The sequence below is a fragment of the Curtobacterium sp. TC1 genome (genome assembly GCF_019844075.1).
Classification (GTDB): domain Bacteria; phylum Actinomycetota; class Actinomycetes; order Actinomycetales; family Microbacteriaceae; genus Curtobacterium.
Genome location: NZ_CP081964.1, coordinates 2,863,233 through 2,885,564, shown reverse-complemented (window position 1 = coordinate 2,885,564; position 22,332 = coordinate 2,863,233). Strand labels below are relative to the sequence as shown.

27 protein-coding genes are annotated in these 22,332 nt (G+C 70.9%); 16 read left to right on the top strand and 11 right to left on the bottom strand.

The features are described 5' to 3' along the window. The first annotated feature begins 368 nt into the window (after nucleotides 1-368). The 3 genes from KZI27_RS14665 to KZI27_RS14655 all read left to right on the top strand — a co-directional run bounded on the left by KZI27_RS14665 (nucleotide 369) and on the right by KZI27_RS14655 (nucleotide 3,298). Nucleotides 369-1,892, top strand: coding sequence for an MFS transporter (locus KZI27_RS14665; RefSeq protein WP_222658178.1), 1,524 nt, complete (start codon nucleotides 369-371; stop codon nucleotides 1,890-1,892). A gap of 237 nt (nucleotides 1,893-2,129) precedes the next feature. Then, nucleotides 2,130-2,639 carry a flavin reductase family protein gene (locus KZI27_RS14660; RefSeq protein ID WP_222658177.1) on the top strand — a complete coding sequence of 170 codons (510 nt, stop codon included), beginning with the start codon at nucleotides 2,130-2,132 and terminating at the stop codon, nucleotides 2,637-2,639. Nucleotides 2,640-2,683: 44 nt separating this feature from the next. Then, the gene (locus KZI27_RS14655; protein ID WP_111084300.1) at nucleotides 2,684-3,298 is read left to right on the top strand and encodes a superoxide dismutase; all 615 of its coding nucleotides are present in this window, start codon (nucleotides 2,684-2,686) and stop codon (nucleotides 3,296-3,298) included. Between the two features lie 84 nt (nucleotides 3,299-3,382). On the opposite strand, the gene KZI27_RS14650 is transcribed toward KZI27_RS14655, so the two are convergent. Then, a complete protein-coding gene (locus KZI27_RS14650; RefSeq protein WP_222658176.1) occupies nucleotides 3,383-3,958 on the bottom strand; it encodes a hypothetical protein in 576 nt (191 codons plus the stop codon). A gap of 153 nt (nucleotides 3,959-4,111) precedes the next feature. On the opposite strand from KZI27_RS14650, the gene KZI27_RS14645 reads away from it, so the two are divergent. Beyond that, nucleotides 4,112-5,083 carry a carbohydrate kinase family protein gene (locus KZI27_RS14645; protein WP_222658175.1) on the top strand — a complete coding sequence of 324 codons (972 nt, stop codon included), beginning with the start codon at nucleotides 4,112-4,114 and terminating at the stop codon, nucleotides 5,081-5,083. 55 nt (nucleotides 5,084-5,138) lie between these two features. On the opposite strand, the gene KZI27_RS14640 is transcribed toward KZI27_RS14645, so the two are convergent. From KZI27_RS14640 to upp, 5 genes are all read right to left on the bottom strand, one after another. Further along, nucleotides 5,139-6,605, bottom strand: coding sequence for a serine hydrolase domain-containing protein (locus KZI27_RS14640; protein WP_222658174.1), 1,467 nt, complete (start codon nucleotides 6,603-6,605; stop codon nucleotides 5,139-5,141). Beyond that, entirely contained in the window at nucleotides 6,602-7,951 is a 1,350-nt protein-coding gene (locus KZI27_RS14635) for a cryptochrome/photolyase family protein (RefSeq protein WP_222658173.1), read from the bottom strand. The genes KZI27_RS14640 and KZI27_RS14635 overlap by 4 nt, the downstream gene beginning before the upstream one ends. Then, a complete protein-coding gene (locus KZI27_RS14630) occupies nucleotides 7,948-8,460 on the bottom strand; it encodes a MarR family winged helix-turn-helix transcriptional regulator (protein WP_261783909.1) in 513 nt (170 codons plus the stop codon). The genes KZI27_RS14635 and KZI27_RS14630 overlap by 4 nt, the downstream gene beginning before the upstream one ends. Before the next feature lie 294 nt (nucleotides 8,461-8,754). Then, entirely contained in the window at nucleotides 8,755-9,525 is a 771-nt protein-coding gene (locus KZI27_RS14625; protein WP_222658172.1) for a winged helix-turn-helix domain-containing protein, read from the bottom strand. Between the two features lie 497 nt (nucleotides 9,526-10,022). After that, complete coding sequence (gene upp / locus KZI27_RS14620) at nucleotides 10,023-10,658, bottom strand: uracil phosphoribosyltransferase (RefSeq protein ID WP_071290729.1); 636 nt, start codon at nucleotides 10,656-10,658, stop codon at nucleotides 10,023-10,025. Between the two features lie 76 nt (nucleotides 10,659-10,734). On the opposite strand from upp, the gene KZI27_RS14615 reads away from it, so the two are divergent. Continuing rightward, nucleotides 10,735-11,169, top strand: a complete 435-nt coding sequence (locus tag KZI27_RS14615) for a nucleoside deaminase (RefSeq protein WP_123314085.1) — start codon at nucleotides 10,735-10,737, stop codon at nucleotides 11,167-11,169. Here the strand turns inward: KZI27_RS14615 and KZI27_RS14610 are convergent. Further along, the gene (locus KZI27_RS14610) at nucleotides 11,150-12,106 is read right to left on the bottom strand and encodes a cation diffusion facilitator family transporter (RefSeq protein WP_222658171.1); all 957 of its coding nucleotides are present in this window, start codon (nucleotides 12,104-12,106) and stop codon (nucleotides 11,150-11,152) included. The genes KZI27_RS14615 and KZI27_RS14610 overlap by 20 nt on opposite strands. A gap of 64 nt (nucleotides 12,107-12,170) precedes the next feature. On the opposite strand from KZI27_RS14610, the gene proC reads away from it, so the two are divergent. Further along, nucleotides 12,171-13,001: a pyrroline-5-carboxylate reductase gene (gene proC, locus KZI27_RS14605; RefSeq protein WP_222658170.1), complete on the top strand. Its 831-nt coding sequence runs from the start codon at nucleotides 12,171-12,173 to the stop codon at nucleotides 12,999-13,001. A gap of 14 nt (nucleotides 13,002-13,015) precedes the next feature. On the opposite strand, the gene KZI27_RS14600 is transcribed toward proC, so the two are convergent. Continuing rightward, nucleotides 13,016-13,681 (bottom strand): potassium channel family protein, encoded by a 666-nt coding sequence (locus KZI27_RS14600; protein ID WP_123313863.1) that lies wholly within the window; start codon nucleotides 13,679-13,681, stop codon nucleotides 13,016-13,018. Between the two features lie 22 nt (nucleotides 13,682-13,703). Next, nucleotides 13,704-15,137 (bottom strand): TrkH family potassium uptake protein, encoded by a 1,434-nt coding sequence (locus KZI27_RS14595; protein ID WP_222658169.1) that lies wholly within the window; start codon nucleotides 15,135-15,137, stop codon nucleotides 13,704-13,706. 74 nt (nucleotides 15,138-15,211) lie between these two features. Here KZI27_RS14595 and KZI27_RS14590 point away from each other — a divergent pair, with 74 nt between their 5' ends. The 5 genes from KZI27_RS14590 to KZI27_RS14570 all read left to right on the top strand — a co-directional run bounded on the left by KZI27_RS14590 (nucleotide 15,212) and on the right by KZI27_RS14570 (nucleotide 16,878). Continuing rightward, nucleotides 15,212-15,727 (top strand): ArsR/SmtB family transcription factor, encoded by a 516-nt coding sequence (locus KZI27_RS14590; RefSeq protein WP_123313861.1) that lies wholly within the window; start codon nucleotides 15,212-15,214, stop codon nucleotides 15,725-15,727. 100 nt (nucleotides 15,728-15,827) lie between these two features. Beyond that, a complete protein-coding gene (locus KZI27_RS14585) occupies nucleotides 15,828-16,022 on the top strand; it encodes a helix-turn-helix domain-containing protein (RefSeq protein ID WP_022902482.1) in 195 nt (64 codons plus the stop codon). Nucleotides 16,023-16,150: 128 nt separating this feature from the next. After that, a complete protein-coding gene (locus KZI27_RS14580) occupies nucleotides 16,151-16,249 on the top strand; it encodes a 30S ribosomal protein bS22 (RefSeq protein WP_003792170.1) in 99 nt (32 codons plus the stop codon). A gap of 84 nt (nucleotides 16,250-16,333) precedes the next feature. Beyond that, nucleotides 16,334-16,588 carry a glutaredoxin family protein gene (locus KZI27_RS14575; protein ID WP_111084287.1) on the top strand — a complete coding sequence of 85 codons (255 nt, stop codon included), beginning with the start codon at nucleotides 16,334-16,336 and terminating at the stop codon, nucleotides 16,586-16,588. Further along, complete coding sequence (locus tag KZI27_RS14570) at nucleotides 16,585-16,878, top strand: Dabb family protein (RefSeq protein ID WP_123313860.1); 294 nt, start codon at nucleotides 16,585-16,587, stop codon at nucleotides 16,876-16,878. Before KZI27_RS14575 ends, KZI27_RS14570 begins: the two co-directional genes overlap by 4 nt. A gap of 98 nt (nucleotides 16,879-16,976) precedes the next feature. Here the strand turns inward: KZI27_RS14570 and aspS are convergent, their stop codons facing one another. Further along, a complete protein-coding gene (gene aspS / locus KZI27_RS14565) occupies nucleotides 16,977-18,317 on the bottom strand; it encodes an aspartate--tRNA(Asn) ligase (protein WP_123313859.1) in 1,341 nt (446 codons plus the stop codon). Nucleotides 18,318-18,501: 184 nt separating this feature from the next. Here aspS and KZI27_RS14560 point away from each other — a divergent pair, with 184 nt between their 5' ends. Further along, entirely contained in the window at nucleotides 18,502-18,843 is a 342-nt protein-coding gene (locus tag KZI27_RS14560) for a hypothetical protein (protein ID WP_222658168.1), read from the top strand. After that, nucleotides 18,833-19,036 carry a hypothetical protein gene (locus tag KZI27_RS14555; protein ID WP_027466339.1) on the top strand — a complete coding sequence of 68 codons (204 nt, stop codon included), beginning with the start codon at nucleotides 18,833-18,835 and terminating at the stop codon, nucleotides 19,034-19,036. Before KZI27_RS14560 ends, KZI27_RS14555 begins: the two co-directional genes overlap by 11 nt. On the opposite strand, the gene KZI27_RS14550 is transcribed toward KZI27_RS14555, so the two are convergent. Beyond that, nucleotides 19,013-19,387 carry a MerR family transcriptional regulator gene (locus KZI27_RS14550; RefSeq protein WP_111084475.1) on the bottom strand — a complete coding sequence of 125 codons (375 nt, stop codon included), beginning with the start codon at nucleotides 19,385-19,387 and terminating at the stop codon, nucleotides 19,013-19,015. The two genes, KZI27_RS14555 and KZI27_RS14550, sit on opposite strands and share 24 nt — an antisense overlap. Nucleotides 19,388-19,456: 69 nt before the next feature. On the opposite strand from KZI27_RS14550, the gene KZI27_RS14545 reads away from it, so the two are divergent. The 3 genes from KZI27_RS14545 (at nucleotide 19,457) to KZI27_RS14535 (ending at nucleotide 22,289) form a co-directional block, all read left to right on the top strand. Next, nucleotides 19,457-20,947, top strand: a complete 1,491-nt coding sequence (locus tag KZI27_RS14545) for a SulP family inorganic anion transporter (protein ID WP_222658167.1) — start codon at nucleotides 19,457-19,459, stop codon at nucleotides 20,945-20,947. A 68-nt stretch (nucleotides 20,948-21,015) separates the two neighbouring features. Continuing rightward, nucleotides 21,016-21,672 carry a histidine phosphatase family protein gene (locus KZI27_RS14540; RefSeq protein WP_222658166.1) on the top strand — a complete coding sequence of 219 codons (657 nt, stop codon included), beginning with the start codon at nucleotides 21,016-21,018 and terminating at the stop codon, nucleotides 21,670-21,672. Continuing rightward, on the top strand, nucleotides 21,669-22,289 hold the full coding sequence (locus KZI27_RS14535) for a TlpA family protein disulfide reductase (protein WP_123313854.1): 621 nt from the start codon (nucleotides 21,669-21,671) through the stop codon (nucleotides 22,287-22,289). Before KZI27_RS14540 ends, KZI27_RS14535 begins: the two co-directional genes overlap by 4 nt. Nucleotides 22,290-22,332 lie beyond the last annotated feature (43 nt).

The window sequence follows — 22,332 nt, the reverse complement described above, 5'->3', positions numbered from 1 at the left end:
ACATCGGAACCCGGGCGGAGTCCACGCGGCGTGTTGTGGAACCCCGGCACCAGCACCCGGGCACCGGAACCCCGGCACCAGTACCCCGCCACCGGAATCCCGGGCACCGGAACCCCGACACCGCACGCGGGTCGACCCGCAGCTCCAGCCTCCCGCCCTGGGCGGGACCAGTCGCCGGACTGGAGGCGCGTGGCGGGCCCGCCACGGGCCTCCCGTCAGCCTGTTGGTTGCATTTGCAACCATAACCGTCCAGACGGTACACTGGTGGAGTCCTGACGGGGCGCGTGTCCATCCCGCGTCCCGTCTCGTCTGCCCCACGCACCGCCCCGCCGTCGACCAGGTCCGGCTCGAAGTCCCAGGAGTCCGCCGTGTCCGCACTGCTCACCAGCCCCGTCGCCACCCGTGTCACCGGGAGCCGTGCCCGACGGTTCCTCGCGCTCGCCGTGCTCATGCTGCCGGTCCTGCTCATCTCGGTGGACAACACCGTGCTGAGCTTCGCGCTGCCGTCGATCAGCCGCGCGCTCAACCCGGACGCCACCACGCAGCTCTGGATCGTCGACGCGTACCCGCTCGTCCTGGCCGGCCTGCTCGTGGTGATGGGCAGCATCGGTGACCGCATCGGGCGACGTCGGATACTGGTGGTCGGGGCCACCGGCTTCGCGCTGTTCTCCGTCGCCGCGGGGTTCGCGACCGACGCCTGGATGCTCGTCGCCGCCCGGATCGCGATGGGCGTGTTCGGCGCGATGCTCATGCCCGCGACGCTCTCGATCATCCGCAACGTCTTCGTCGACGCGGGGGAGCGGCGGATGGCGCTGGCCGTCTGGTCGACCATGTTCGCCGCCGGCAACGCCCTCGGCCCGCTCGTCGGCGGCACGCTGCTCGCGCACTTCCACTGGGGCAGCGTCTTCCTGATCGCGGTGCCGATCCTCGTGCTCATGCTCGTCGGCGTCCCGTTCTGCGTGCCCGAATCGCGTGACCCGATGCCCGGGCCGGTGGACGTGCCGAGCATGTTCCTGTCCCTCGGCGCGCTGGCGCCGACCGCGTGGGCGATCAAGTCGGTCGTGCACCCGGAGGAGCGCGGGTTCGCCGTCGCCATGCTCGCCGTCGGGGTCGTGTGCGGCATCGCGTTCGTCCGCCGGCAGCTGCGCTCCCGCACGCCGATGCTCGACCTGCGGCTGTTCCGCAGCACGGCGTTCACCGGCAGCGTGCTCATGAACCTGATGGCGATGTTCTCGCTCACCGGCTTCCTGTTCTTCATCGCGCAGCACCTGCAGCTCGTCGCGGGCCTGGACCCGTTCACCTCGGGCGTCGTGCTCATCCCCGGATCGGTGCTCACGATCGTCGCCGGTCTGGCGGTCGTGCCGGTCGTCGCCCGCGTGGCACCGCGCTGGGTCGTGTCGGTCTCGCTGCTCTTCTCGGCGGCCGCCTACGCCCTCGTGGCGGTCCTCGGGCACCATGCGTCGATCGCCGCACTGGCGTTCGCGTTCGTGCTGCTCGGCATCGGGATCGGCGCGTCCGAGACCGTCACGAACGACCTGATCATCTCGACCGCTCCGGCGGACAAGGCCGGTGCCGCGTCGGCGATGTCCGAGACGGCGTACGAGATCGGCGCGGTGCTCGGTACGGCCGTCCTCGGCACGATCCTGGCGACCACCTACCGGGCGCACGTCGTGGTGCCGGGCGGGCTGAGCTCGACCGCCCACACCGCTGCGCAGGAGACGCTCGGCGGTGCGGTGTCCGCCGCGTCGTCCCTCGGTGGACCGACCGGGCAGGCGCTGCTCGAATCGGCGCGGGCCGCGTTCGACTCCGGCGTGACGATCACGGCGGGAGTCGCCGCGGTGCTCATGGTGATCGCCGCCGCGGGCGCCGTCGTCCTGCTCAAGCGCCGCTGAGCGCGGGCCGCGCGCGCTTCGTGAGCGGAAATGGTCGGGTCGTCGCGAGCGACTCGACCATTTCTGCGCACGAAGCTGCATCCGCGGGGCCGCGCGACGCGTCATGCGGCGTCATCCGGCACGCCCGGGAGCGGTCGAACCTGTGAATCGTTGACCTCAACCATGGTTCAGGTCATACGTTGGGACATGGCCGCCCAGTGACGGCTCACCCCGCGCGAAGGAACGACGACGAACACCATGCCCGACGAAGCCCCGGCGAACATCGCCGATGCGTACAAGTCCGCGTTCCGCGGGCACCCGGCCGGCGTCGCCGTCATCACCGCCGAGGGGCCCGACGGTCCGACCGGACTCACCGCCTCGAGCGTCGCGAGCGTGGCGGTCGACCCGCCGGTGCTCGTGTTCTCGCTCTCCACGAACTCCGGGTCCGCCGGGGTCGTGCTCGGCGCACCGGTCTTCGTCGTCCACCTGGTCGACTCGCTGAGCGTCGCCCTCGCGCGACGCTTCGCCTCCACCGGCAGCCCGACCGCGGACGACCCGATCTGGGGCACGCTGCCCTCGGGCGACCGCTACCTGCCCAGCGCCGCCAGCGCGCTCCGGTGCCGTCCGCTCTCCACGACCCTGATCGGCAGTTCGACCGTCGTCGTGGCCGAGGTCCTCGACATCGTCGTCGGCCTCGAGCACGGCGAGCCGCTGGTCTACCACAACCGGGAATTCCACTCCCTCACCGATCGTTCCCGGCTCTCGTGAGCCGCGGAATCCCATCCGCAACCCACTGATCGAAAGGACCTCACATGGCTGAGTACACCCTGCCGGAGCTGCCGTACGACTACGCCGCACTCGAGCCGCACATCAGCGGCAAGATCATGCAGCTGCACCACGACAAGCACCACCAGGCCTACGTCACCGGAGCGAACACCGCGCTGCAGCAGCTCGGTGAAGCGCGCGAGTCGGGCAACTTCGGTGCGATCAACAAGCTCGAGAAGGACCTGGCGTTCCACCTCGGTGGGCACGTCAACCACTCGATCTTCTGGACCAACCTCGGCCCGGACACCAAGGTCCCCGAGGGTGAGCTCGCCGCGGCGATCGACGAGTTCTTCGGCTCGTTCGACACCTTCAAGGCGCAGTTCGCCGCCGTCGCGAACGGCATCCAGGGCTCCGGCTGGGCCGTCCTCGCCTGGGACACCGTCGGCCAGAAGCTGACCACGTTCCAGCTGTTCGACCAGCAGGCCAACGTGCCGTTCGGTCTCGTGCCGATCTTCCTGCTCGACATGTGGGAGCACGCCTTCTACCTCGACTACCTCAACGTCAAGGCGGACTACGTCAAGGCCGTCTGGAACATCGTCGACTGGGAGAACGTCGCGGCGCGCTTCGCCAACGCGAAGTCGCAGTCGTTCGTGACGCTCTGATCCACCGACCGCGGGTCGCGTGACGCGACCGACGGACGAACGGGAGGCACGGTGCCAGCTGGCACCGTGCCTCCCGTTCGTGGATCAGGCCGCGGGAACGGATGCGCCCGCGGCGAGCCGGTCGGCGATGGCGCGGAGTGCGGCGTCGGCGTCGGTGCGCTCCCGGTCGACGATCGTGCTCCACTGCGCACCGCGGGCGGCCATGACCGCGTCGTGTGCGGCGCGGTCGGCTGCCGCGGCGTCGTAGCCGTGCGCGAGGCACCACGCGGTGACCGCGGCGACGCGGTCTCGGTGCAGACCGCGGTGTCGGGTGCGGCCGTCCAGCGCCTCGACCGACCCGAGCTCGAAGGTGAGCCGCGCGGCGAGGGCACGGTGTGGATCGCCGAGCCCGCCGAAGGTGGTCACGAGGTACTCGCCGAGCGCAGCGCGGTCCGCGCCGGGATCGAGTGCGGCGTGGCAGACCGTGTCGGCCAGGTGCTCGACGACCGAGTCGATGAGCGCGTCGCGTGAGCCGAAGTGGTAGACGATCGGGTAGGCGCTCGTGCCCAGGACGCGACCGAGGCTGCGCACCGAGACGTCCTCGAGCTTGGTGTCGAGCAGGTGCAGGGTGACCTTCTCGAGGATCGCCGGCTTGAGCGTCGGGTCAGGCTTCCGGGGCATGGCATCTCCGTCGGATCGGCGGCGGCGGTCACGCGATCGACCGCCGGTGTCATGGAGTATGTTACCGGTCGCTCGGTCCGGCGGTCACCGTGCGGAATCGGCTCCTGGGGTGCAAAAACGGAGCATTACTCGGTTCCGCGTAGACTGAGGCAGATGTCCATGCCGCAAGAGGCCTCCGTGCCCGTGTCGCAGCCCGAGGGGACCCGTGCCGGACGGGTGGTCGCGGGGCGCCGTCGGGGCGCCGGAAAACGCTTCCTGGTGGTCGGCGACGTCCTGGACGGCGTGCTCGTGCAGACCACCGCGCACGCCATCGGGGTCCACGATCCCGCAGCCGTGATCCGCCACCGCCCGACCGGCGCCGCCGGCAACACCGCTGCCTGGCTCGGTTGGCTCGGCGCCGAGGTGGACCTCGTCGCCCGGGTCGGCGTCGACGACGTCTACCGGCACGAACGGTCGTTGGAGGACGCCGGCGTCCGACCGCACCTGCGCTACGACGCGATGACCTCCACCGGGGTCGTGGTGTCGGTGCGCAACGACAGCGGCCGCACGGCGATGTCCGACCCGGCCGCGAGCGGGAAGCTCACGGCCGCCGACGTCCCCGACGCCGTGGCCCGACGTGCGGACATCGTGCACCTGACCGGGCACGCGATGCTCGGGGGCGGCGCTGACCGCATCGCCGCCCTGGTCGCCCGCGCCCGGACAGGACCGGCCCGGGTGTCGCTCGATCCGTCCTCGGCGGCCATCGTCCGGTCGGTCGGTGCTCCCGCCTTCCTCGACGCCCTCGCCGGTGTCGACGTCCTCTTCCCCGGCCGGCAGGAGGCCCTCGAACTGACAGGGTCGACCGACCTCGACGACGCGGTGCGGCGACTGACCGAGCACGTCCCGCTGGTGGTGGTCACGGTGGGCGCCGACGGTGTGCTGGTGGGGCGGCGCGGTCGGAGCGTGCACCGCGTCGCCGCGACACCGGCGACGGTCGTCGACACGGTCGGTGCCGGCGACGCGTTCGCCGCGGGGTTCGTGCGGGCGTGGGCGACGGATCCCGTGCGGGTCGGAGCGGCGGCGCGCGAGGGAACCCGGGTCGCCGCCCGGGCGCTCGGGTTCGTCGGCGGCCGACCGCCGGTGTGACGGCCGGGACCGGGGCTCGAGCCGGCCGCGGTCACGACCGGCACGCTCCGCCCGGTCAGCCCTCTGCGGGCTCCGCCACGACGGTGAGGGTCTGGACGCGGCCGGTCGACGACGGGGCGAGCCGTATCTCGACGCGCAGGCGCCCGCAGGTGCCGGGCAGCCACCAGCGCAGGTGCGACGGCGTCGACGACTGCTCGGCGACGGGAGCAGCGGTCAGGTCCGCCCCCACCTCGGCGACCGCGGCGGCGATCGCGCGTCGGCGGCGATCGTAGGGGACGTCCATCGCCACGTTCGGCGTGCAGATCGCGTCCGCCACGTCGTCGCGCCAGTCGGCCAGGAGGCCCGTCACGGCGGACTGCGCGCCTCGCGTCGCCCGGATGGTCGGGTCGGCGCCGGGGCGGCGCGCGGGTCCGGTGCCCGCACCGGCGAGTGCCGGGGACGCCGTCGGACGCGCGGTCTCCAGGAGCAGGTCGTGTGCCTGCTGCGCCGCGGCCGAGACCTTCGCCTGCGTGGCGTTCTCGAACGCGACGACACCGAGGCCGGTCTGCGCGGACCACCGCATGTGCGCCGAGAACCCGGGGTAGCCGCCGGAGTGCGAGACGAGTTCGCCGAACCGGTCGTCCTGCTCGACGAACAGCCCGAAGCCGTACGCCGTGGCGCGCGACGAGCCGGGGACCACGGACGACGGCACGACCCGCATCGCCTGCTGCATGAGCCGGCGATCGGCGGGGGAGACCGGTCCGGGCTCCGGGGTGTCGGACGACGCCGATGCCAGGTGCGTCGCCCAGCGTGCGAGGTCGCGGACGGTGGAGAACAGGCCACCGATGGACGAGAACGCCCCCGGGCCGGTCATCGGCAGGGGCTCCCAGTCGCCGTCGTGCGGACGGAACCCGGTGACGACCGGCCCCGGTGACTCGGCCGCGCTGAACACCGTGTGGTCGAGACCGAGCGGCCGGAGCACCGTGTCGCGTGCAACCTCGGTGAACGGGCGGCCGGAGACGACGGCGACGACCCGACCGAGCAGGGCGTAGCCGAGGTTTGAGTACGCGAACCGGGTGCCGGGCACGGAGTCGAACAACAGCCCGCCGCGCAGGACGTCGTCGAGCTCGGCGTCGCTGATCGACTCCTGCCGGTCCGCCCAGGGGTCGTCGGTGGGGAACCCGGCCGACATGGTCAGCAGCATCCGTACGGTCGGCACGGGGGAGTCCGGTGTGGGCAGGTGCACGGCGCCGAACGCCGGCACGAAGGCGGTGACCGGTGCGTCGAGGTCCAGGTGGCCGTCGGAGACCAGCGTCAGCAGCGTCGCCGCGGTGACGCTCTTGGTGCACGACGCGATCCGGTAGACGCTGTCGGCATCGGGTCGCTGCCCGTCGCCCCCGTCGCCCCGGTCGCCGTGGCCCCCGGAGGCGACGAGGCCCGTCCGGTCGAACACACCCCACGCGTTGCTCGGTGCGACGCCGCGGTCGACACGGTCACGGAAGAGCGCGTCGACCTGCGCGACGGCGGCGTCCCACGGGTTCACGACCGACGCATCTCTGCGTAGGCGTCGAGCGCGCGCTGCCGCGTCGCCTTGAGGTCGACCATCGGCTCGGGCCGGAGCTCGTCCGAGGGGACCCATCGGTGCACGTACTCGCGGTGCGGGTCGAACCGCTCGAGCTGCCGGTCGGGGTTGAACACGCGGAAGTACGGCGCCGCGTCGAAGCCCGAACCGGCGACCCACTGCCAGTTCCCGGCGTTGTTGGCCGAGTCGGCGTCGACGAGGGTGTCCCAGAACCACTGCTCGCCCACGCGCCAGTCGACGAGCAGGTTCTTGACGAGGAAGCTCGCGGTCGCCAACCGGACGCGGTTGTGCATGGCGCCGGAGTGCCACAGCTCCCGCATGCCGGCGTCGACGAGGTCGAACCCGGTCGTGCCGGTGCGCCATCGGTCGACCTCGGCCGCCGGGGCGTCCCGCCACGGGAACGCGTCGAACTCCCGACGCACGTTCACCGTCGTGATGTCCTCGCAGTGGAAGTGCTCGTTCCAGTTGAACTCGCGCCACGCCAGCTGCCGCAGGAAGGCCGAGGCGTTCTTGCGCTGCTCCGGCTCGAGCGCTCCGTGCAACCGGTGCCACACCTGGTACGGGCTGACCTCGCCCCAGCGCAGGTGCGGGGACAGGTCGCTCGTGGCTGCCATGGCGGGTTCGTCCCGCTGGTCGTAGTCCTCGAGCGCGTGGGTGACGAAGTGCTCGAGCCGCTGGTGGGCGCCGTGCTCGCCGGGCTCCCAGGCGTCGCGGAGTCCGCCGGCCCAGTCGGGACGGGTCGGCAGCAGGTCCCACTGGTCCAGGTCGTCGCTCGTGACCCGGGCAGGTGCGGGCAGGTCCCGGGGCTTCGGGAGCGGGTGCCGCGGTTCGGGCATCGCCTGGGCGGCGCGCCAGAACGGGGTGAACACCTTGTACGGTTCGCCCTGACCCGTGAGCACGGTCCACGGTTCCCAGAGCAGGTTCGCCGCGAAGCTGTGCGCTTCGATGCCGCGGTCGTGCAGCGCGCTCTTGATGCCGGCGTCGACCTCACGTTCGGCGGGACCGTACCGACGGTTCCAGAACACGGCGTCCGCTCCGGACTCGGCGACGAGGGTGTCGATCACCGCGGCGGCCGCGCCCCGTCGCAGCACCAGGCGCGAGTCACGGTCGCGCAGTTCGCCGTCGAGGGCGGTGAGCGAGTGGTGGAGCCACCAGCGGCTGGCGGCGCCGGCGGGACGGATGCCGGGGGACTCGTCGTCGAGGACGTAGACCACCGTGACGTCGCCGCCGTGGTCGATCGCAGCGCGCAGTGCGGGGTTGTCGGCCAGTCGCAGGTCGTCGCGGAGCCAGACCAGTGCGCCGGTCACACCGGTGCCGGATCCGACTCGGAGACCGTCCGCGTGACGGGTCGTCGACCCGGGGCGGTGCCGACCGCGAGCCGCAGCTTCGTGCACAGCTCGGTGAGGGTGCGGAGTTCGGCGTCGGAGAGCCCGGCGCCGACCTGCTGCGCGATGCTCGCCGCGTGCTGCACGGCCACCTGGCGGTAGACGTCGAACCCGTGCGGGGTGAGCGCCACGATGACGCCGCGGGCGTCGGACGGATCCGGCTGCTTCTCGACGATCCCGCGGGCGAGCAGGCGATCGACCAGGCGGCTCACGCTCGGCTGGGTGAGGAGCAGGTGACCGGTGAGGTCACGCATGCGGCAGCGCCGGCCGGGCTGCGTCGACAGGTTGAAGCAGACGTCGTACTCGTTGAAGGAGATCTCGCCGCCGGGGAAGTCCGCGTTGAGGCTCCGCATCACGGTGACCTGGGCGCGGAACAGTGATTCCCAGGCAGCGACGGCGGTCGCCTTCTCGCTGCGGCGTGAGTCGCTCACGATCGCGCTCCCCTCTGGTCGGACGGTCCGTCCACACTACCGACGGCCCCCGACAGGAGCGGGTTCGACATGCACGAGGGTGCGACATGCACCAGCCCGACGTGCACGAGGGCCGGCCGCTCTTCCGAGCGACCGGCCCTCTCCCTTGCACCAAGAGTTTCCTGCAATCACATTCCGCAGCCGGTGCCACAGCAAACACCGTCTGCGCGTCCGACTGTATAACGAAGCGGTAACGGCGCGCTAGCCTCTCCGTGGGTCGTTCGCTGCGAGTTCACCAAGAGCGACCGATCAGGATCAGAAGAGGTCGGGCGACGGCGTCGAGGCGTAGCGGACGGCCACGTCGGCGTGCCGGTCGAACCGGTACCCGACGCCGCGCACGGTGCGGACGATCTCCTCGAACGCGCCGAGCTTGGAGCGGAGTCGGCGCACGTGCACGTCGATGGTGCGCTCGTTCGGGGTCTCGTCCTCGCCGTCCGACCACAGGCCGTCGATGATCGCCGAGCGGTCCACCGTCTGTCCCTCGCGGAGCACCAGGAACTGCAGGAGTTCGAACTCCTTGTACGTCAGGGGTGCTGCTGCACCGTCGAGGGTGACGCGCTTCCGGGAGATGTCGATGACGACCCCGGTCTCCTCCGGCTCGGGCTTCTCGGCCTGCTTGCGCGCGGCGACGGCGGAGCGGTCCTGCAACGCCAGCCGGACGACGTCGACGTCGCGGCCGCCGGACTGCTCCGCGGCGACGGCGACGGCCGCGTACGTCTCCGAGTTCGGGACGAGCTGCGCGGTCAGCGCCTTCAGCTGCTCGACGACGGCCGCGAGCGTGGTGCCGGCTGCTGCCGCCTTCGCCTCGTCGATCCCGACGTACAGCGCGAAGCCACGGGCCTCGGTGCCCTCCGGCAGGGAGCGGTTCCGCTGCGGTGCGACGACCGGGCTGGTCGGCACGGCGGTCTGGCCGGTCGTGGCCGGGGTCGCGGGACGGGGCCGGATCGGGGTGACGGTCCCGAGGTCGGTCGGCGCCGGAGCGGCGGTGCGGAGCGCGGTGCGGGGCTGGGCGATGGTGAGCGACATGGTGGTTCTCCGGGCGATGTGGCCGGTGCGCGTGTGGCGCGTGCGGCGGTGTCGAATGCGTCGACCCGGGTACGGCTGGATGCCGTCGTGCCCTGCGGTCCTGCTGGGGACCGGGGCGGACCCGGGGGAACGGGAGACAGACCTCGTGACGTGGTGCGCGTCGTCGACGGTGTCCGTCACCCGGGGATCACACGCTCGCGACCGGGGTGGTGTCGCGGGGGATCCGGCTGGAACGGGTGCCGATCAGGCACACATTCGACAACGCATGACGGCGACCGGCATCATCATGCCGGCAGTCCCCTGGACCTCGGAGAGGACGCGGGTGGACACGGTTGCAGTCATGGGACGAGTATCGGCGGTATACCAAGGCGGTGTCAACCGTCCGGGTGGACGGTGCGTTCCGCGCACCGGCGGCGGTGGACCGTGCTGACGGGCGACGGGAGGCCCGTGGCGGTGTCGCCACGGGCCTCCCGTCGATCGTGGGTGACGTCGACTGCCTACTCGGCCAGTCCGTAGAGGCGGTCGCCGGCGTCGCCGAGACCGGGGACGATGTACCCGTTCTCGTCGAGCTTCTCGTCGAGGGCGCCGAGCACGATCGAGACGTTGCGGTCGCCGACGGCCTGCTCGACCATCGCGAGCCCCTCCGGGGCACCGAGGATGCACACGCAGGTGACCTCTTCGGCGCCGCGGGCGAACAGGAAGTCGATGGCGGCGGCGAGGGTGCCGCCGGTGGCCAGCATCGGGTCGAGCACGAAGCACTGCCGGCCGGACAGGTCGTCGGGCAGGCGCTCGGCGTAGGTCTGCGGCTCGAGGGTCTCCTCGTTGCGGGCCATGCCGAGGAACCCGACCTCGGCCGTCGGCACGAGCTTGACCATGCCCTCGAGCATGCCGAGACCGGCACGCAGGATCGGGACGACGAGCGGACGCGGCTTGGCGATCGAGACGCCCATGGTGTGCGCCACGGGGGTGTCGATGGGCGTCGCGGTGACCCGGACGTTGCGCGTGGCCTCGTACGCGAGGAGCGTGACGAGCTCTTCGGTCAGGGCGCGGAACGTGGGGGAGGGTGTGGTCCGGTCGCGGAGCACCGAGAGCTTGTGGGTGATGAGCGGGTGGTCGGCGACGTGGACTCGCATAGGGTCGAGCCTACCGTGCTGCCGACCGCCAGGAGGTCCTGTGGAAGCGCCCGCTGCCCGTCCGTTCGTCCCGGCGATGGAACGCGCGCTCGACGAGGCCCGCGCGTGCCTGGCGACCGGCGACGTCCCCGTGGGGGCGGTGGTGCTCGACCGCGACGGCGTGGTCGTCGCCGTCGGCCGGAACGAGCGCGAGGCACTGCAGGACCCGACCGCGCACGCCGAGGTGCTCGCGCTCCGTGCGGCGGCCGCGGTGACGGGGGACTGGCACCTCGACGGGCACACGCTCGTCGTGACGCTCGAGCCGTGCCCGATGTGCGCCGGGGCGATCCTGGCAGCGCGCGTGCCGCGGGTCGTGTTCGGTGCCTGGGACCCCAAGGCGGGCGCGACCGGCAGCGTCTACGACATCGCCAGGGACCGCCGGCTGCCGCACCGCTCCGAGGTCGTCGGCGGCGTGCTCGAGCGCGAGTGCGCCGCGTTGCTCGACGCCTTCTTCAGTCAGCGGCGAGGATGACGATCGCCTCGGTCGGCGGACGCGGACCGGTGCGGAGCACATCGGGCTCGACGTAGATGACCCGGGCGATCGGCACCGCGGTGCGCACGCGGTGCTCGACCGTGTCGATGCCTGCGGCGACGTCCCCCAGGCGGCGGTCGCCGTCGACGGCGACCTTCACGCCGACCATGAGCTCGTCCGGGCCCAGGTACAGGGTCTTGATGTGGATGATCGCGTCGACCTCCGGGCCGTCGAGCACCGCGTGCTTGATCCGCTCGACGTCGGCGGCGGTCGCGCCCTCGCCGACGAGCAGGCTCTTCGTCTCGATGCCCAGGACGACCGCGACGGCGATGAGCAGGGCGGCGATGAAGATCGTGCCGATCGCGTCGAACACCCCGTTGCCGGTGATCGCGGTCAGCCCGACGCCGAACAGGGCGAAGACCAGGCCGAGCAGTGCCGCGGTGTCCTCGAGCATGACGACGGGCAGCTCCGGGGCCTTGGCGCGGCGGACGAACTGGACCCAGCTGAGCGTGCCCTTCTGCGGCCGGGCCTCCTTCAGTGCGGTGCGGAGCGAGAAGCCCTCGAGCCCGATCGCGATGACGAGCACGACGAGCGGCAGCCACCAGTTCTCGAGCGGGTGCGGGTGGGTGAGCTTCTCGATGCCCTCGTAGAGCGAGAACACGCCACCGACGGAGAACAGGATGATCGAGACGACGAAGGCGTACACGTAGCGTTCGCGCCCGTAGCCGAAGGGGTGCTCCTCGTCGGCGGCGCGACGGGCACGGCGTCCGCCGAGCAGCAGGAGGAGCTGGTTCGCGGAGTCGGCCAGGGAGTGCACGCCCTCGGCCAGCATCGACGCGGACCCGCTGATCGCGGCCGCGATGAACTTCACGATCGCGATGCCGACGTTCGCACCGAGTGCGGCGAGGATCGCCTTCGTGCCTCCAGAAGCGCTCACAGCTGTCCCCTTCTCCCGATCTGGAAGACGATCCTAGGCGAGGCCGGTCGGTAGGGTCGGGAGCATGACGATCGACCTGCCCCGTACCGCCCTGCTCGGCGTCGGCTCCATGTCCGGCTCGGTCCTCGACGGTCTGCTCGCCGCCGGGCTCGACCCGGCGACGGTGACCCTCACGACGAAGTCCGAGGGGTCCGCCGCCGCCCACCGGGAGCGCGGGCTCGACGCCACCGCGAGCGACACCGACCCCGATGCGAACCGCCGTGCTGTCCGTGGCGCGGCGCTCGTCGTCGTCGGCGTGAAGCCGTACGTGATCGCGGACCTGCTCGACGAGGTCGCCGCGGACCTGGAGCCCGGTGCGGTGCTGGTCAGCGTGGCGGTCGGTACCACCACCGCGAGCATGGAGTCGCGGGTACCGGCCGGTGTGCGCGTCGTCCGTGCGCTCCCGAACACGCCCATCGGCGTCGGCCACGGTGTCACCGGGGTCAGCGCCGGCGCGTCTGCGGACTCCGACGCCGTCGCGCTCGCGTCGTCGGTGTTCACCGCCTCGGGGCAGGTGATCGAGTTGCCCGAGACGCAGCTCGACGCCCTGTCCGCGGTCTCCGGCTCGGGTCCGGCCTACGTCTTCCTGCTGGTCGAGGAGTGGCAGCGAGCCGCCGAGGCGCTCGGCTTCACCCCGGACCAGGCGGCCTTGATGGTGCAGGGCACGCTGCGCGGCGCCGTGGAGCTGCTCGACCGGTCGGATCGCGAGCCAGCCGACCTGCGGCGTGCCGTCACTAGCCCGAAGGGCACCACCGAGCGGGCCGTCGCGGTGCTGCAGGATGCCGACCTGGCCGACACCTTCCTGCGCGCGTCGCGCGCCGCGATCGCGCGCGCGGAGGAGATCGCCGCGTCGTAGGGGCGCGGACGGACCTACTCGAACGCCGCGAAGCGCTCCAGGTCGGTCTCGGAACCCGAGACGATGATCACGTCGTCCTCGCCGATGATGCTCTCCGGCGTCGCCGGCACGAACGGGCTCCCGGGCGGCTTGATGCCGAGCACCGTCAGACCGAACCGGGTGCGGATCACCGTGGTGGCGAGGTCCTTCCCGCGCACGGCCCGTGGCGGGAACATCTTGACAACGGCGAAGTCGTCGTCGAACTCGATGAAGTCGAGCATGCGCCCAGACACCAGGTGTGCGGTGCGCTCCCCGGCTTCACGCTCCGGGTAGACGACGTGGTTCGCGCCGATGCGGGACAGGATCGTGCCGTGCGAGCGGCTGATGGCCTTCGCCCAGATCTGCGGGATGCCGAGGTCGACGAGGTTCGCCGTGATCAGCACGCTCGACTCGAGGTCGCTGCCCGTCCCGACGACCGCGATCGCGAAGTCCTGCGCACCGATCTGCCGCAGCGCGTCGATGTCGGTCGCATCGGCCTGCACGGCGTGCGTGACGCGGTCGGACCACTTCTGCACCAGGCCGGCGTCGGTGTCGACGACGAGGACCTCGCGGTCCTGCCGCTCGAGCTGACCGGCGGTGGCGGCGCCGAAGCGGCCGAGGCCGATGACGAGCACGGGTGCGTCGTGACTGATCGCACCCATCGGGTGCGGGGGACGGGTTCGGTCAGCCAACGATCGGCCTCTCCTCGGGACGGCGGAACAACTGCCGGCTCTGACTCGCGGCCAGGGCTGCGGCGATGGTCACTGTACCGACCCGGCCGAGGAACATGGTGGCGGCCAGGACGTACTTGCCGGACTCGGGCAGGTCCGCGGACACGCCGGACGACAGACCACTGGTCGAGAACGCCGAGATCACCTCGAACAGCACGCGGTCGAGCGAGTCGTCCGTGATCTGCAGCAGCACCACGGTCGCGACCGCCACGATCGTCGCTCCCCAGAGCACGATGGCGACCGCGACCCGCAGCACGTCACTGGGGATGCGGCGCCCGAACGCCTCCATGCTCTGCCGACCGCGGGCCTCGGCCACCGCGGCGAGGAACAGCACCGCGAGGGTCGTGACCTTGATGCCGCCGGCGGTCGACGCGGAGCCGCCACCGATGAACATGAGCATGTCGGTGACGAGCAGGCTCGATCCGTTCAGCTGGTCGAAGTCGACGAGTGAGAAGCCGCCGGAGCGGGTCATCGTCGACAGGAAGAGCGCCTGGAACGCCGTCCGCCCGGCACCCTCCTCGCCGAAGGTCGTCGGGTTCGAGGCCTCGAGCGCGGTGTAGACGATCGCACCGCCGACGAGCAGGACCGCGCTCGTGGCCAGGGTCAGCTTGACGTGGATCGGCCAGCGGCGCGGCGTGCGGAGCTGCTTCGTCAGGGCACGGATGACGGGGAACCCGATCGACCCCGCCACGACGCCGATCATCAGGAGCGTCAGGAACCAGTAGTCGTGGGCGAACGGGTCGAGGCCGTCCGCGTTGGGCGAGAAGCCGGTGTTCGTGAACGCCATCGCCGCGTAGTAGAAGGAGTCGCCGACCGCGGTCCAGAACGGGATGCCCGCGATCAGCACCGACGGCAGGAGCAGCAGGCCGAGGACGATCTCGATCGACAGGGTGCTCACGGCCACCGTGGCGAGCAGGGTGCCGACCTCACCGAGGCGGACGGCCTGCCCCTCGGGCACGGCACCGTGGTGGGTGCGGAGCGGGTTCGAGTCACCCGCGGCCATCAGCTTCGCGCGGAGCCCGAGCTTGCGCGTCACGAACAGCCCGAGGATCGACGCGAAGGTCAGCACGCCCACCGCGCCGATCTGCGTGCCGATCACCACGAGGACCTTGCCGAACACCGACCAGTGGGTCGCCATGTCGACGGTCGCGAGGCCGGTGACGCACACCACCGAGGCCGCCGTGAACAGCGCGTCCGAGAAGGGCGTGCCGGTCCGGTCCGCGACGGCCCACGGCGTCATGAACAGCGCCGTGAACACGAAGATGAGGGCGATGAACACCACGATCGCCAATCGCGACGGCGACGATCGCAGGACCGTCACGATCCGTCCGCCCCGTCGTCGGGTGACGGTCACGTGCCGCGGGAGCGGCTCGGTGCGGTCGAGCATCGTATGCCTCCGAGGACATGGGCCGGGACGGTTCGTCATGGTACATCCGAGGTGCCCCGGCTAGCCTTGCCCGCATGGCCGACATCTTCTCCGTCGTGGCGGACCCCACCAGGCGTGAGCTGCTCGGGACCCTCCTCGCCGCGTACGGATCGGACGTCACCGGCGGGGAACTCAGCGTCGGGCAGCTCGTCGAACGACTGGGCGTCAGCCAGCCGACGGTGTCGAAGCACCTCCGCGTCCTGCGTGACATCGGCCTCGTCACCAGCCGCGAGGAAGGACAGCACCGCTTCTACCGGCTCGACCCGGAACCGCTCGTGTCCCTGGAGGACTGGGTCCTGCCGTTCACCGGCGCGGTCGACGCCGACGGCATGCCCGCGACCACGGCGTGGACCCCCGATGGTCAACCCGTGTCGGTGCGCCGGAACGGTGCGGCCGGCAAGGCCACCGTCGAGGTCGGCACCGAGCTCGGGCGTGTCATGGCCGAGGCGTCCTACCGGGCCACCGCGGCGATCTCCGGCGCGCAGCAGGGCTGGGAGCGCGTCGTCGACCGCAGCCGCAAGCGCTTCACCCGTCGCGGGGACGAAGACTGAGCCTGGACACTGGGTCGCACGCGCCTCTACAGTTGCCAGTGACCACACAGGTCACACCAAACCCGTGCGCGGATCGCGTGCGAGCCACCGAAGGCGGATCATGACCGGCAGTTTCGACGACGTGCGCTTCCTCACCGTCGCTGAGGTCGCCGAGATGATGCGTGTCTCGAAGATGACCGTGTACCGGATGGTCCACGCCGGTGAGCTCCCCGCCATCCGTTTCGGCCGGTCCTTCCGTGTCCCCGAGTCAGCCGTCGCCGACGTGCTGCGCGGTGGCATCGCAGACGTCGGCTGAGCGCACGCACGTCCGTTCCGGGCGCGTTCGACATCGCGTCAGCCCTCCGGTAGACTCGGCCGGGTTGATTTTCCGCGGTCTCGACGGCCCGGTGTCCGATACATCAGCACAGTCCGAGCGAGGTCCACATGGGTTCTGTCATCAAGAAGCGTCGCAAGCGCATGGCGAAGAAGAAGCACCGCAAGCTGCTTCGCAAGACGCGCCACCAGCGTCGCAACAAGAAGTAGGCCCCGAGCCTGCAGCGTCAAGCCCCGGTTCGCCGGGGCTTTCGCATTCCCCAGGGGACGCGGGCCGCGGGCTACGCTGGAGCCATGCCCGCAGTGACGTTCCTGACGAAGCCCGGATGCCACCTCTGCGACGACGCCCGACCCGTGGTCGAGCGCGTCGTCGCCGAACACCCCGGCGTGACCCTGCAGGAACGCTCGATCCTCGACGACGACGCCCTCCGCCAGGAGTACGCGGAGGACATCCCCGTCGTGCTGGTCGACGGGCGCGTCCACAGCAACTGGCACGTCGACGCCGATCGGCTCGCACGTGCCCTCGAGAAGGCCGGTGCCTCCGCATGATCTCCCACGTCGTCGCCTGGACCCTGCGCGAGGACCTCGACCGCGCCGCGTCCATCGCCCGGATCCGCGAACTCCTGACCGGCCTGACCGGCACCATCGGGTCGATCCGCTCGCTCGAGGTCGTCGAGAACGTCGCCTACCCGGACAAGAACAGCGACGTCGCCGTCGTCGCGTCGTTCGACGACCTCGCGGGGCTCGACGAGTACCAGGTGCACCCGGACCACCAGGCCGCCGCAGCCGAGATCCGTGGACTGGTCACGGGGCGGGCCGCCATCGACTGGGAGCGCTGAGCCGGGCCTCCCGTCCCGCCCCCGGCGCTCGCGCCCACCGTGCAGAAGACGCCGCCTCCCGAACTCGGAGGCGGCGTCTTCTGCACGGTCGACGGTGACTACGGGGTCAGACGCGTCGGGCCACGGAAGAGGTACGTGACCTCGCGGATGGACGGCTCGCCCAGCATGAGCATGAGCACGCGCGCGAGGCCCATGCCGAACCCGCCGTGCGGCGGCACGCCGTAGCGGAAGAAGTCGAGGTACCAGCCGAGCTCCTCGGGGTCGAGGCCCTTCTCGACGGCCTGCGCCTCGAGCACGTCGACGCGGTGCTCGCGCTGCGCGCCCGTGGAGATCTCCGCACCGTTGAAGATGAGGTCGTAGCTGTTCGTGAGCGTCGGGTCACCCGGCTTCCGCATGTGGTAGTACGGCCGGATCGAGGCGTCGTACTCGGTGACGAAGACGAACTCCGACCCGTGGTGCTCCTTCGCCCAGGCGGCGACGCGGCGCTCGCCCTCGGGGTCCAGGTCGCCGTCGGCGCGGACGACGTCGTGTCCGCTGTCCGCGACGATCTTCCGGGCCTCGGCCAGGGTCACACGGGGGAACGGCGTCGCGGGGACCTGCAGCTCGAAGCCGAAGACCTCCTCGATGTCCTTGCCGTACTTCTCCTTGACCGCGGTGATGCCGGCGACCAGGACCTCTTCGTGCATCGCCATGACGTCCTCGTGGGACTCGATCCACGAGAACTCGGCGTCGACGCTCGTGAACTCCGTCGCGTGCCGGCTCGTGAACGAGGGGTCGGCGCGGAACGCGTCGGCGATCTCGAACACGGCGCCGAAGCCGGCGGGCTGTGCCATCTGCTTGAAGTTCTGCGGCGACTGCGCCAGGTAGGCGGTCGTCTCGAAGTACTCGAGCTGGAACAGCTCGGCGCGCGACTCGGACGCCGACGCCATCAGCTTCGGGGTGTGGATCTCGATGTAGTCGCGGTCCACCCAGTAGGTGCGGAACGCGTGCTCCAGCGTCGTCTGGATGCGGAAGATCAGGTTCTGCTTGCGGTTGCGCAGGTCGAGGAAGCGCCAGTCGAGCCGCTTGTCGAGCGACGAGTCGTCGGCGATCGGGGTCTCCGGGATCGCGGCGCTCACCACCTCGAGCGCGCCGACCTTGACCTCGAGGCCGCCGAGCTTGACGCGCTCGTCGTGCTTCAGGGTGCCGGTGGCGTGGATGAAGGTGCCGTGGGCGAGGCCCGAGATCTCGTTGGTGGTGGCGAGGGCGGCCTGGGCTGCGTCGTCACCGTCCTCGGCCTCGCGCGTGGCGGGGTTCACGAGCTGGACGGCGCCGGACTCGTCGCGGAGGACGACGAACTGCACCTTCTTCTGGTCTCGGACGGTCTCGACCCATCCGGCCACGGAGACGGGGCCGTCGGGGAGGGCAGCGAGGTCGGCGATGCGGGTGCGTTCGATCACGGTGGTCGAGTCTAACCGTCTGCGTCCGGCGGCGTCGGTCCGCAGGCTGCTCCCCTCCACAGGGCGGCCTGCGTCCGGCGTCGTCCACAGGTCTGACCGGGAGGCCCGTGGTGCGTCGAGTGGGTCCGTAGCGTTCTCGACGTGGCCGGGTCGCGGGACGAGAGGGGACCGGGTGGGGACGGGGATGGGGGAGCTCGCGACCTGGCCGCCTGCGGCGGTCGCGACGATCGTCGCGTCGTTGCTCGCGCTCGGAGGCACCACGACGGCGACGGTCTGGTCGTTCATGCGGTGGCGGCGAGAGCAGCGGGCGATCGAACGGGCGTACGTGTGGCAACAGGTCGTCTGGGCAGCCGAGATGGTGTCGTCCGACGACGTCGGCAAGGTCGAGATCGGACGATTGGTCGCCGGCGCGATGTACGACATGCAGATTCATGGACGGGTCGACGATCCGGGTGTGAGTGTCCTGGTACGAACACTCGGGAAAGAGGAACGTGATGCAACGGATGTTCATGCACATGACCGGTGAGGAACGCCGACGTGCTCAGGTACGTCTCAACCAGGTCATCCTCGACGCGTACCCGAAGCGGAAGGCGCGGAAGATGATCGCCATGTTCGAGCGGGTGGAAGCACGTCTGGAGTACACCCCCGAAGAAGCTGCTGAGGCTGAACGGCGATGGCTCGCGCGGTACGAGCGTTCAGGGGAGCGAAGCGCGGAGTGACCCCAGGGTCCCGATGAACTCCTCGGCCATGCCGGCGCGCTCGACGAGCTTGGCGTGCCGGGCCCGCGCGTCGTCGAGGTACTCGTCGAGGCGTGCAGCCAGCGCGGGCTCGTCATCGGGGTCCTTCGCCGCCAGTGCGTCGACGACCCGCAGCAGGTCCGCCATCTCGTCGAGCGTGAACCCGAGCGGCTTCATGCGGCGGATCACGAGCAGCCGGTCCAGGTCCTGCGCGGTGTAGACGCGGAACCCGCCGGTCGTGCGGCCACTCGGCACGAGCAGACCGACCTCGTCGTAGTGGCGGATCGTCCGCAGGGACATGCCGGCGCGGTCCGCCAGCTCGCCGATGTGCATCGTGTCCGGGGCGTCGGTGGTGCTCACGGTGCACAACTCTACCCTCACGTGAGGGTAGAGTTCCCGTCGATGTCCGTGATCACACACGCGCCGGCTGCCCCGAGCGTCCTCACCGCCCTCCGCTCACCCCGCACGCTGACCCGAGAGGTCCTGGCCGGAATCGTCACCGCGCTCGCCCTCATCCCCGAGGCGATCTCGTTCTCCGTCGTCGCCGGTGTCGACCCGGCGGTCGGTCTCTTCTCGAGCGTGATCATCGCGATCGTGATCTCGATCGTGGGCGGGCGCCCGGCGATGGTGTCCGCCGCAGCCGGGTCGGTGGCGCTGGTCATCGCGCCGCTCGTCCGCGAACACGGCATCGAGTACCTCGTGCCCGCGATCGTGCTCGGCGGCGTGTTCCAGCTCGTCCTCGGGTTCCTCGGGGTCGCGCGACTGATGCGCTTCATCCCGCGCAGTGTCAACGTGGCCTTCGTGAACGCGCTGGCGATCCTCATCTTCACCGCGCAGCTGCCCAACCTGCTCGGCGACGACGTCCCGTTCGTCGTCTGGCCGCTGACCGCCCTCGGCATCGCGATCATCGTCGGCTTCCCGTTCCTGACCAAGGCGGTCCCGGCGCCGCTCGTCGCGGTCGTCGTGATCACCGGCATCACCATGCTCTTCAGCGTCGTCGTCCCCACGGTCGGTGACGAGGGCGAACTGCCCACCGCACTGCCGGGGTTCAACGGCATCGTGACGCCGTTCTCGTTCGAGACGCTGCAGATCGTCGCGCCGTACGCGTTCGGCGTCGCGATCGTCGGCCTCATCGAGACCCTGCTGACCGCGCAGCTCGTCGACTCGATCACCGAGACCGGCTCGAGCAAGTGGCGGGAGTCCTGGGGGCAGGGCGTCGCGAACATCGCATCGGCGTTCTTCGGTGGCACGGGTGGCTGCGCGATGATCGGCCAGACGGTCATCAACGTGAAGACCGCGGGCGCGCGGACCCGGATCTCGACCTTCGTCGCCGGTGCGTCCGTGCTCGTGCTGACGATCGTGCTGCACGACCTCGTCGCGCAGATCCCGATGGCGGCGCTGACCGCCGTGATGCTCATGGTGTGCGTGGCGACCTTCGACTGGCACAGCATCCGCCCGCGCACCCTGCGACGGATGCCGTTCGGTGAGACCGCGGTCATGCTGATCACGGTCGTGGTGGTCGTCGTGACCGAGAACCTCGCGACCGGGGTGCTCGTCGGGGTCGTCGTCGCGGCGCTCGTCTTCGCGCGCCGGGCGGCCCACGTCGTGACGGTCGTGCGCGAGCCGGTCGACGAGCGCACCGTGCGCTACCGGGTCCGCGGAGCGTTGTTCTTCGCGTCGTCGAACGACCTCGTCACCCGGTTCTCCTACGCCGAGGACCCGGAGCACGTGGTCATCGACATGTCCGACGCGCACGTCTTCGACGCCTCGACGGTCGCGGCGCTGGACGGCGTCGAGCAACGGTTCGCCAAGCACGGGTCCACGGTCGAGGTCGTGGGCCTCAACACCGGTTCGGTGGCCATCCACGGGCGGCTGTCGGGCGAACTCGGCTGAGCGCTTCCGCATCCGGTGAATCGGCTGTGGGGCCGGTGAGCACCGACGGGCGACCTACACTGGAACCCATGCCCGCCACCCGACTCCACCTCGTCCGGCACGGTGAGGTGCACAACCCCGACCGCGTCCTGTACGGCCGGCTCCCGGGCTTCGGACTGAGCGACCTCGGCAAGCAGATGGCCCTCGCCTCGGCGACCGCGTGGAAGGACGCCGGTGTCGACGTGCGCCGGATCGTCGCCTCGCCGCTGCAGCGCACGCAGGAGTCCGCGGCGCCGTGGACGGCCGCGTACGGGCTCGACGTCACGCTGGACGAGCGGCTCATCGAGCCGACGAACCGGTACGAGGGGCAGCCCCCGGGCTTCACGAAGCGTTCGCTCGGCCGCCCGGCGGAGTGGCCCTGGATCGCGAACCCGTTCCGACCGAGCTGGGGCGAGGCGTACGAGTCGATCGCCAACCGCATGCTCGCGGCGATGACCACGGCATGGGAGAGCGGCGACGGCGGCGACGTCGTCCTCGTCAGCCACCAGCTGCCGATCTGGATGGTCCACCGGAAGCTCGCGGGGGAGTCGCTCTGGCACGACCCGCGCAAGCGCCGTTGCGACCTGTCGAGCATCACCACCGTCGAACGGGTGCCCGCCTCGTCGACCGGTCGGTTCACCGAGGTCGGGTACACGGATCCCGCGCAGGAGCTGCGCGCGACCGCCATCGACGAAGGAGCAGTGTGAGCGTCATCAGCAAGCGGTTCGCGGTCCTCGCAGCGACGGCGGTCGCCGCGGCGCTCGTCCTGTCGGGGTGCTCGTCGGACAACGGCGGCCTGGCGAAGCAGTACGGCAACGGCACCACCCAGAACTACATCTCCGGCGACGGCGCGGTGACCGAGGTCAGCGCCGACAAGCGGTCCGACGCGGTCGACTTCGAGGCGAAGGACTCCGACGGTGACACCGTCTCGTCGAAGGACCTCAAGGGCAAGGTCGTCGTCCTGAACTTCTGGTACGCGAGCTGCCCGCCGTGCCGCGCCGAGGCGAAGTACCTCAACAAGGTGCACGCGTCCTACGCCGGTGCCGACGACGTCGCGTTCATCGGCGTCAACGTCCGCGACGAGGCAGCGACCGCGGCTGCCTTCGAGCGCACCTTCGGGGTCGACTACCCGACCGTGCTCGACCAGAAGACCGGCACGATGCAGCTCGCGCTGTCCGGTCAGATCGCTCCGAACGCCGTGCCGGCGACGATCGTCCTCGACACCAAGGGCCGCGTGGCTGCCCGGGTGCTCGGTGCCGTCGACGGCACGAGCATCCTGAAGACCCTGATCAGCGACGAACTCGACGCCGGCAAGGCCTCCTGACCCGTGGCCTCCAACCCCTTCGCCGACGCGATCCTGAGCGGCC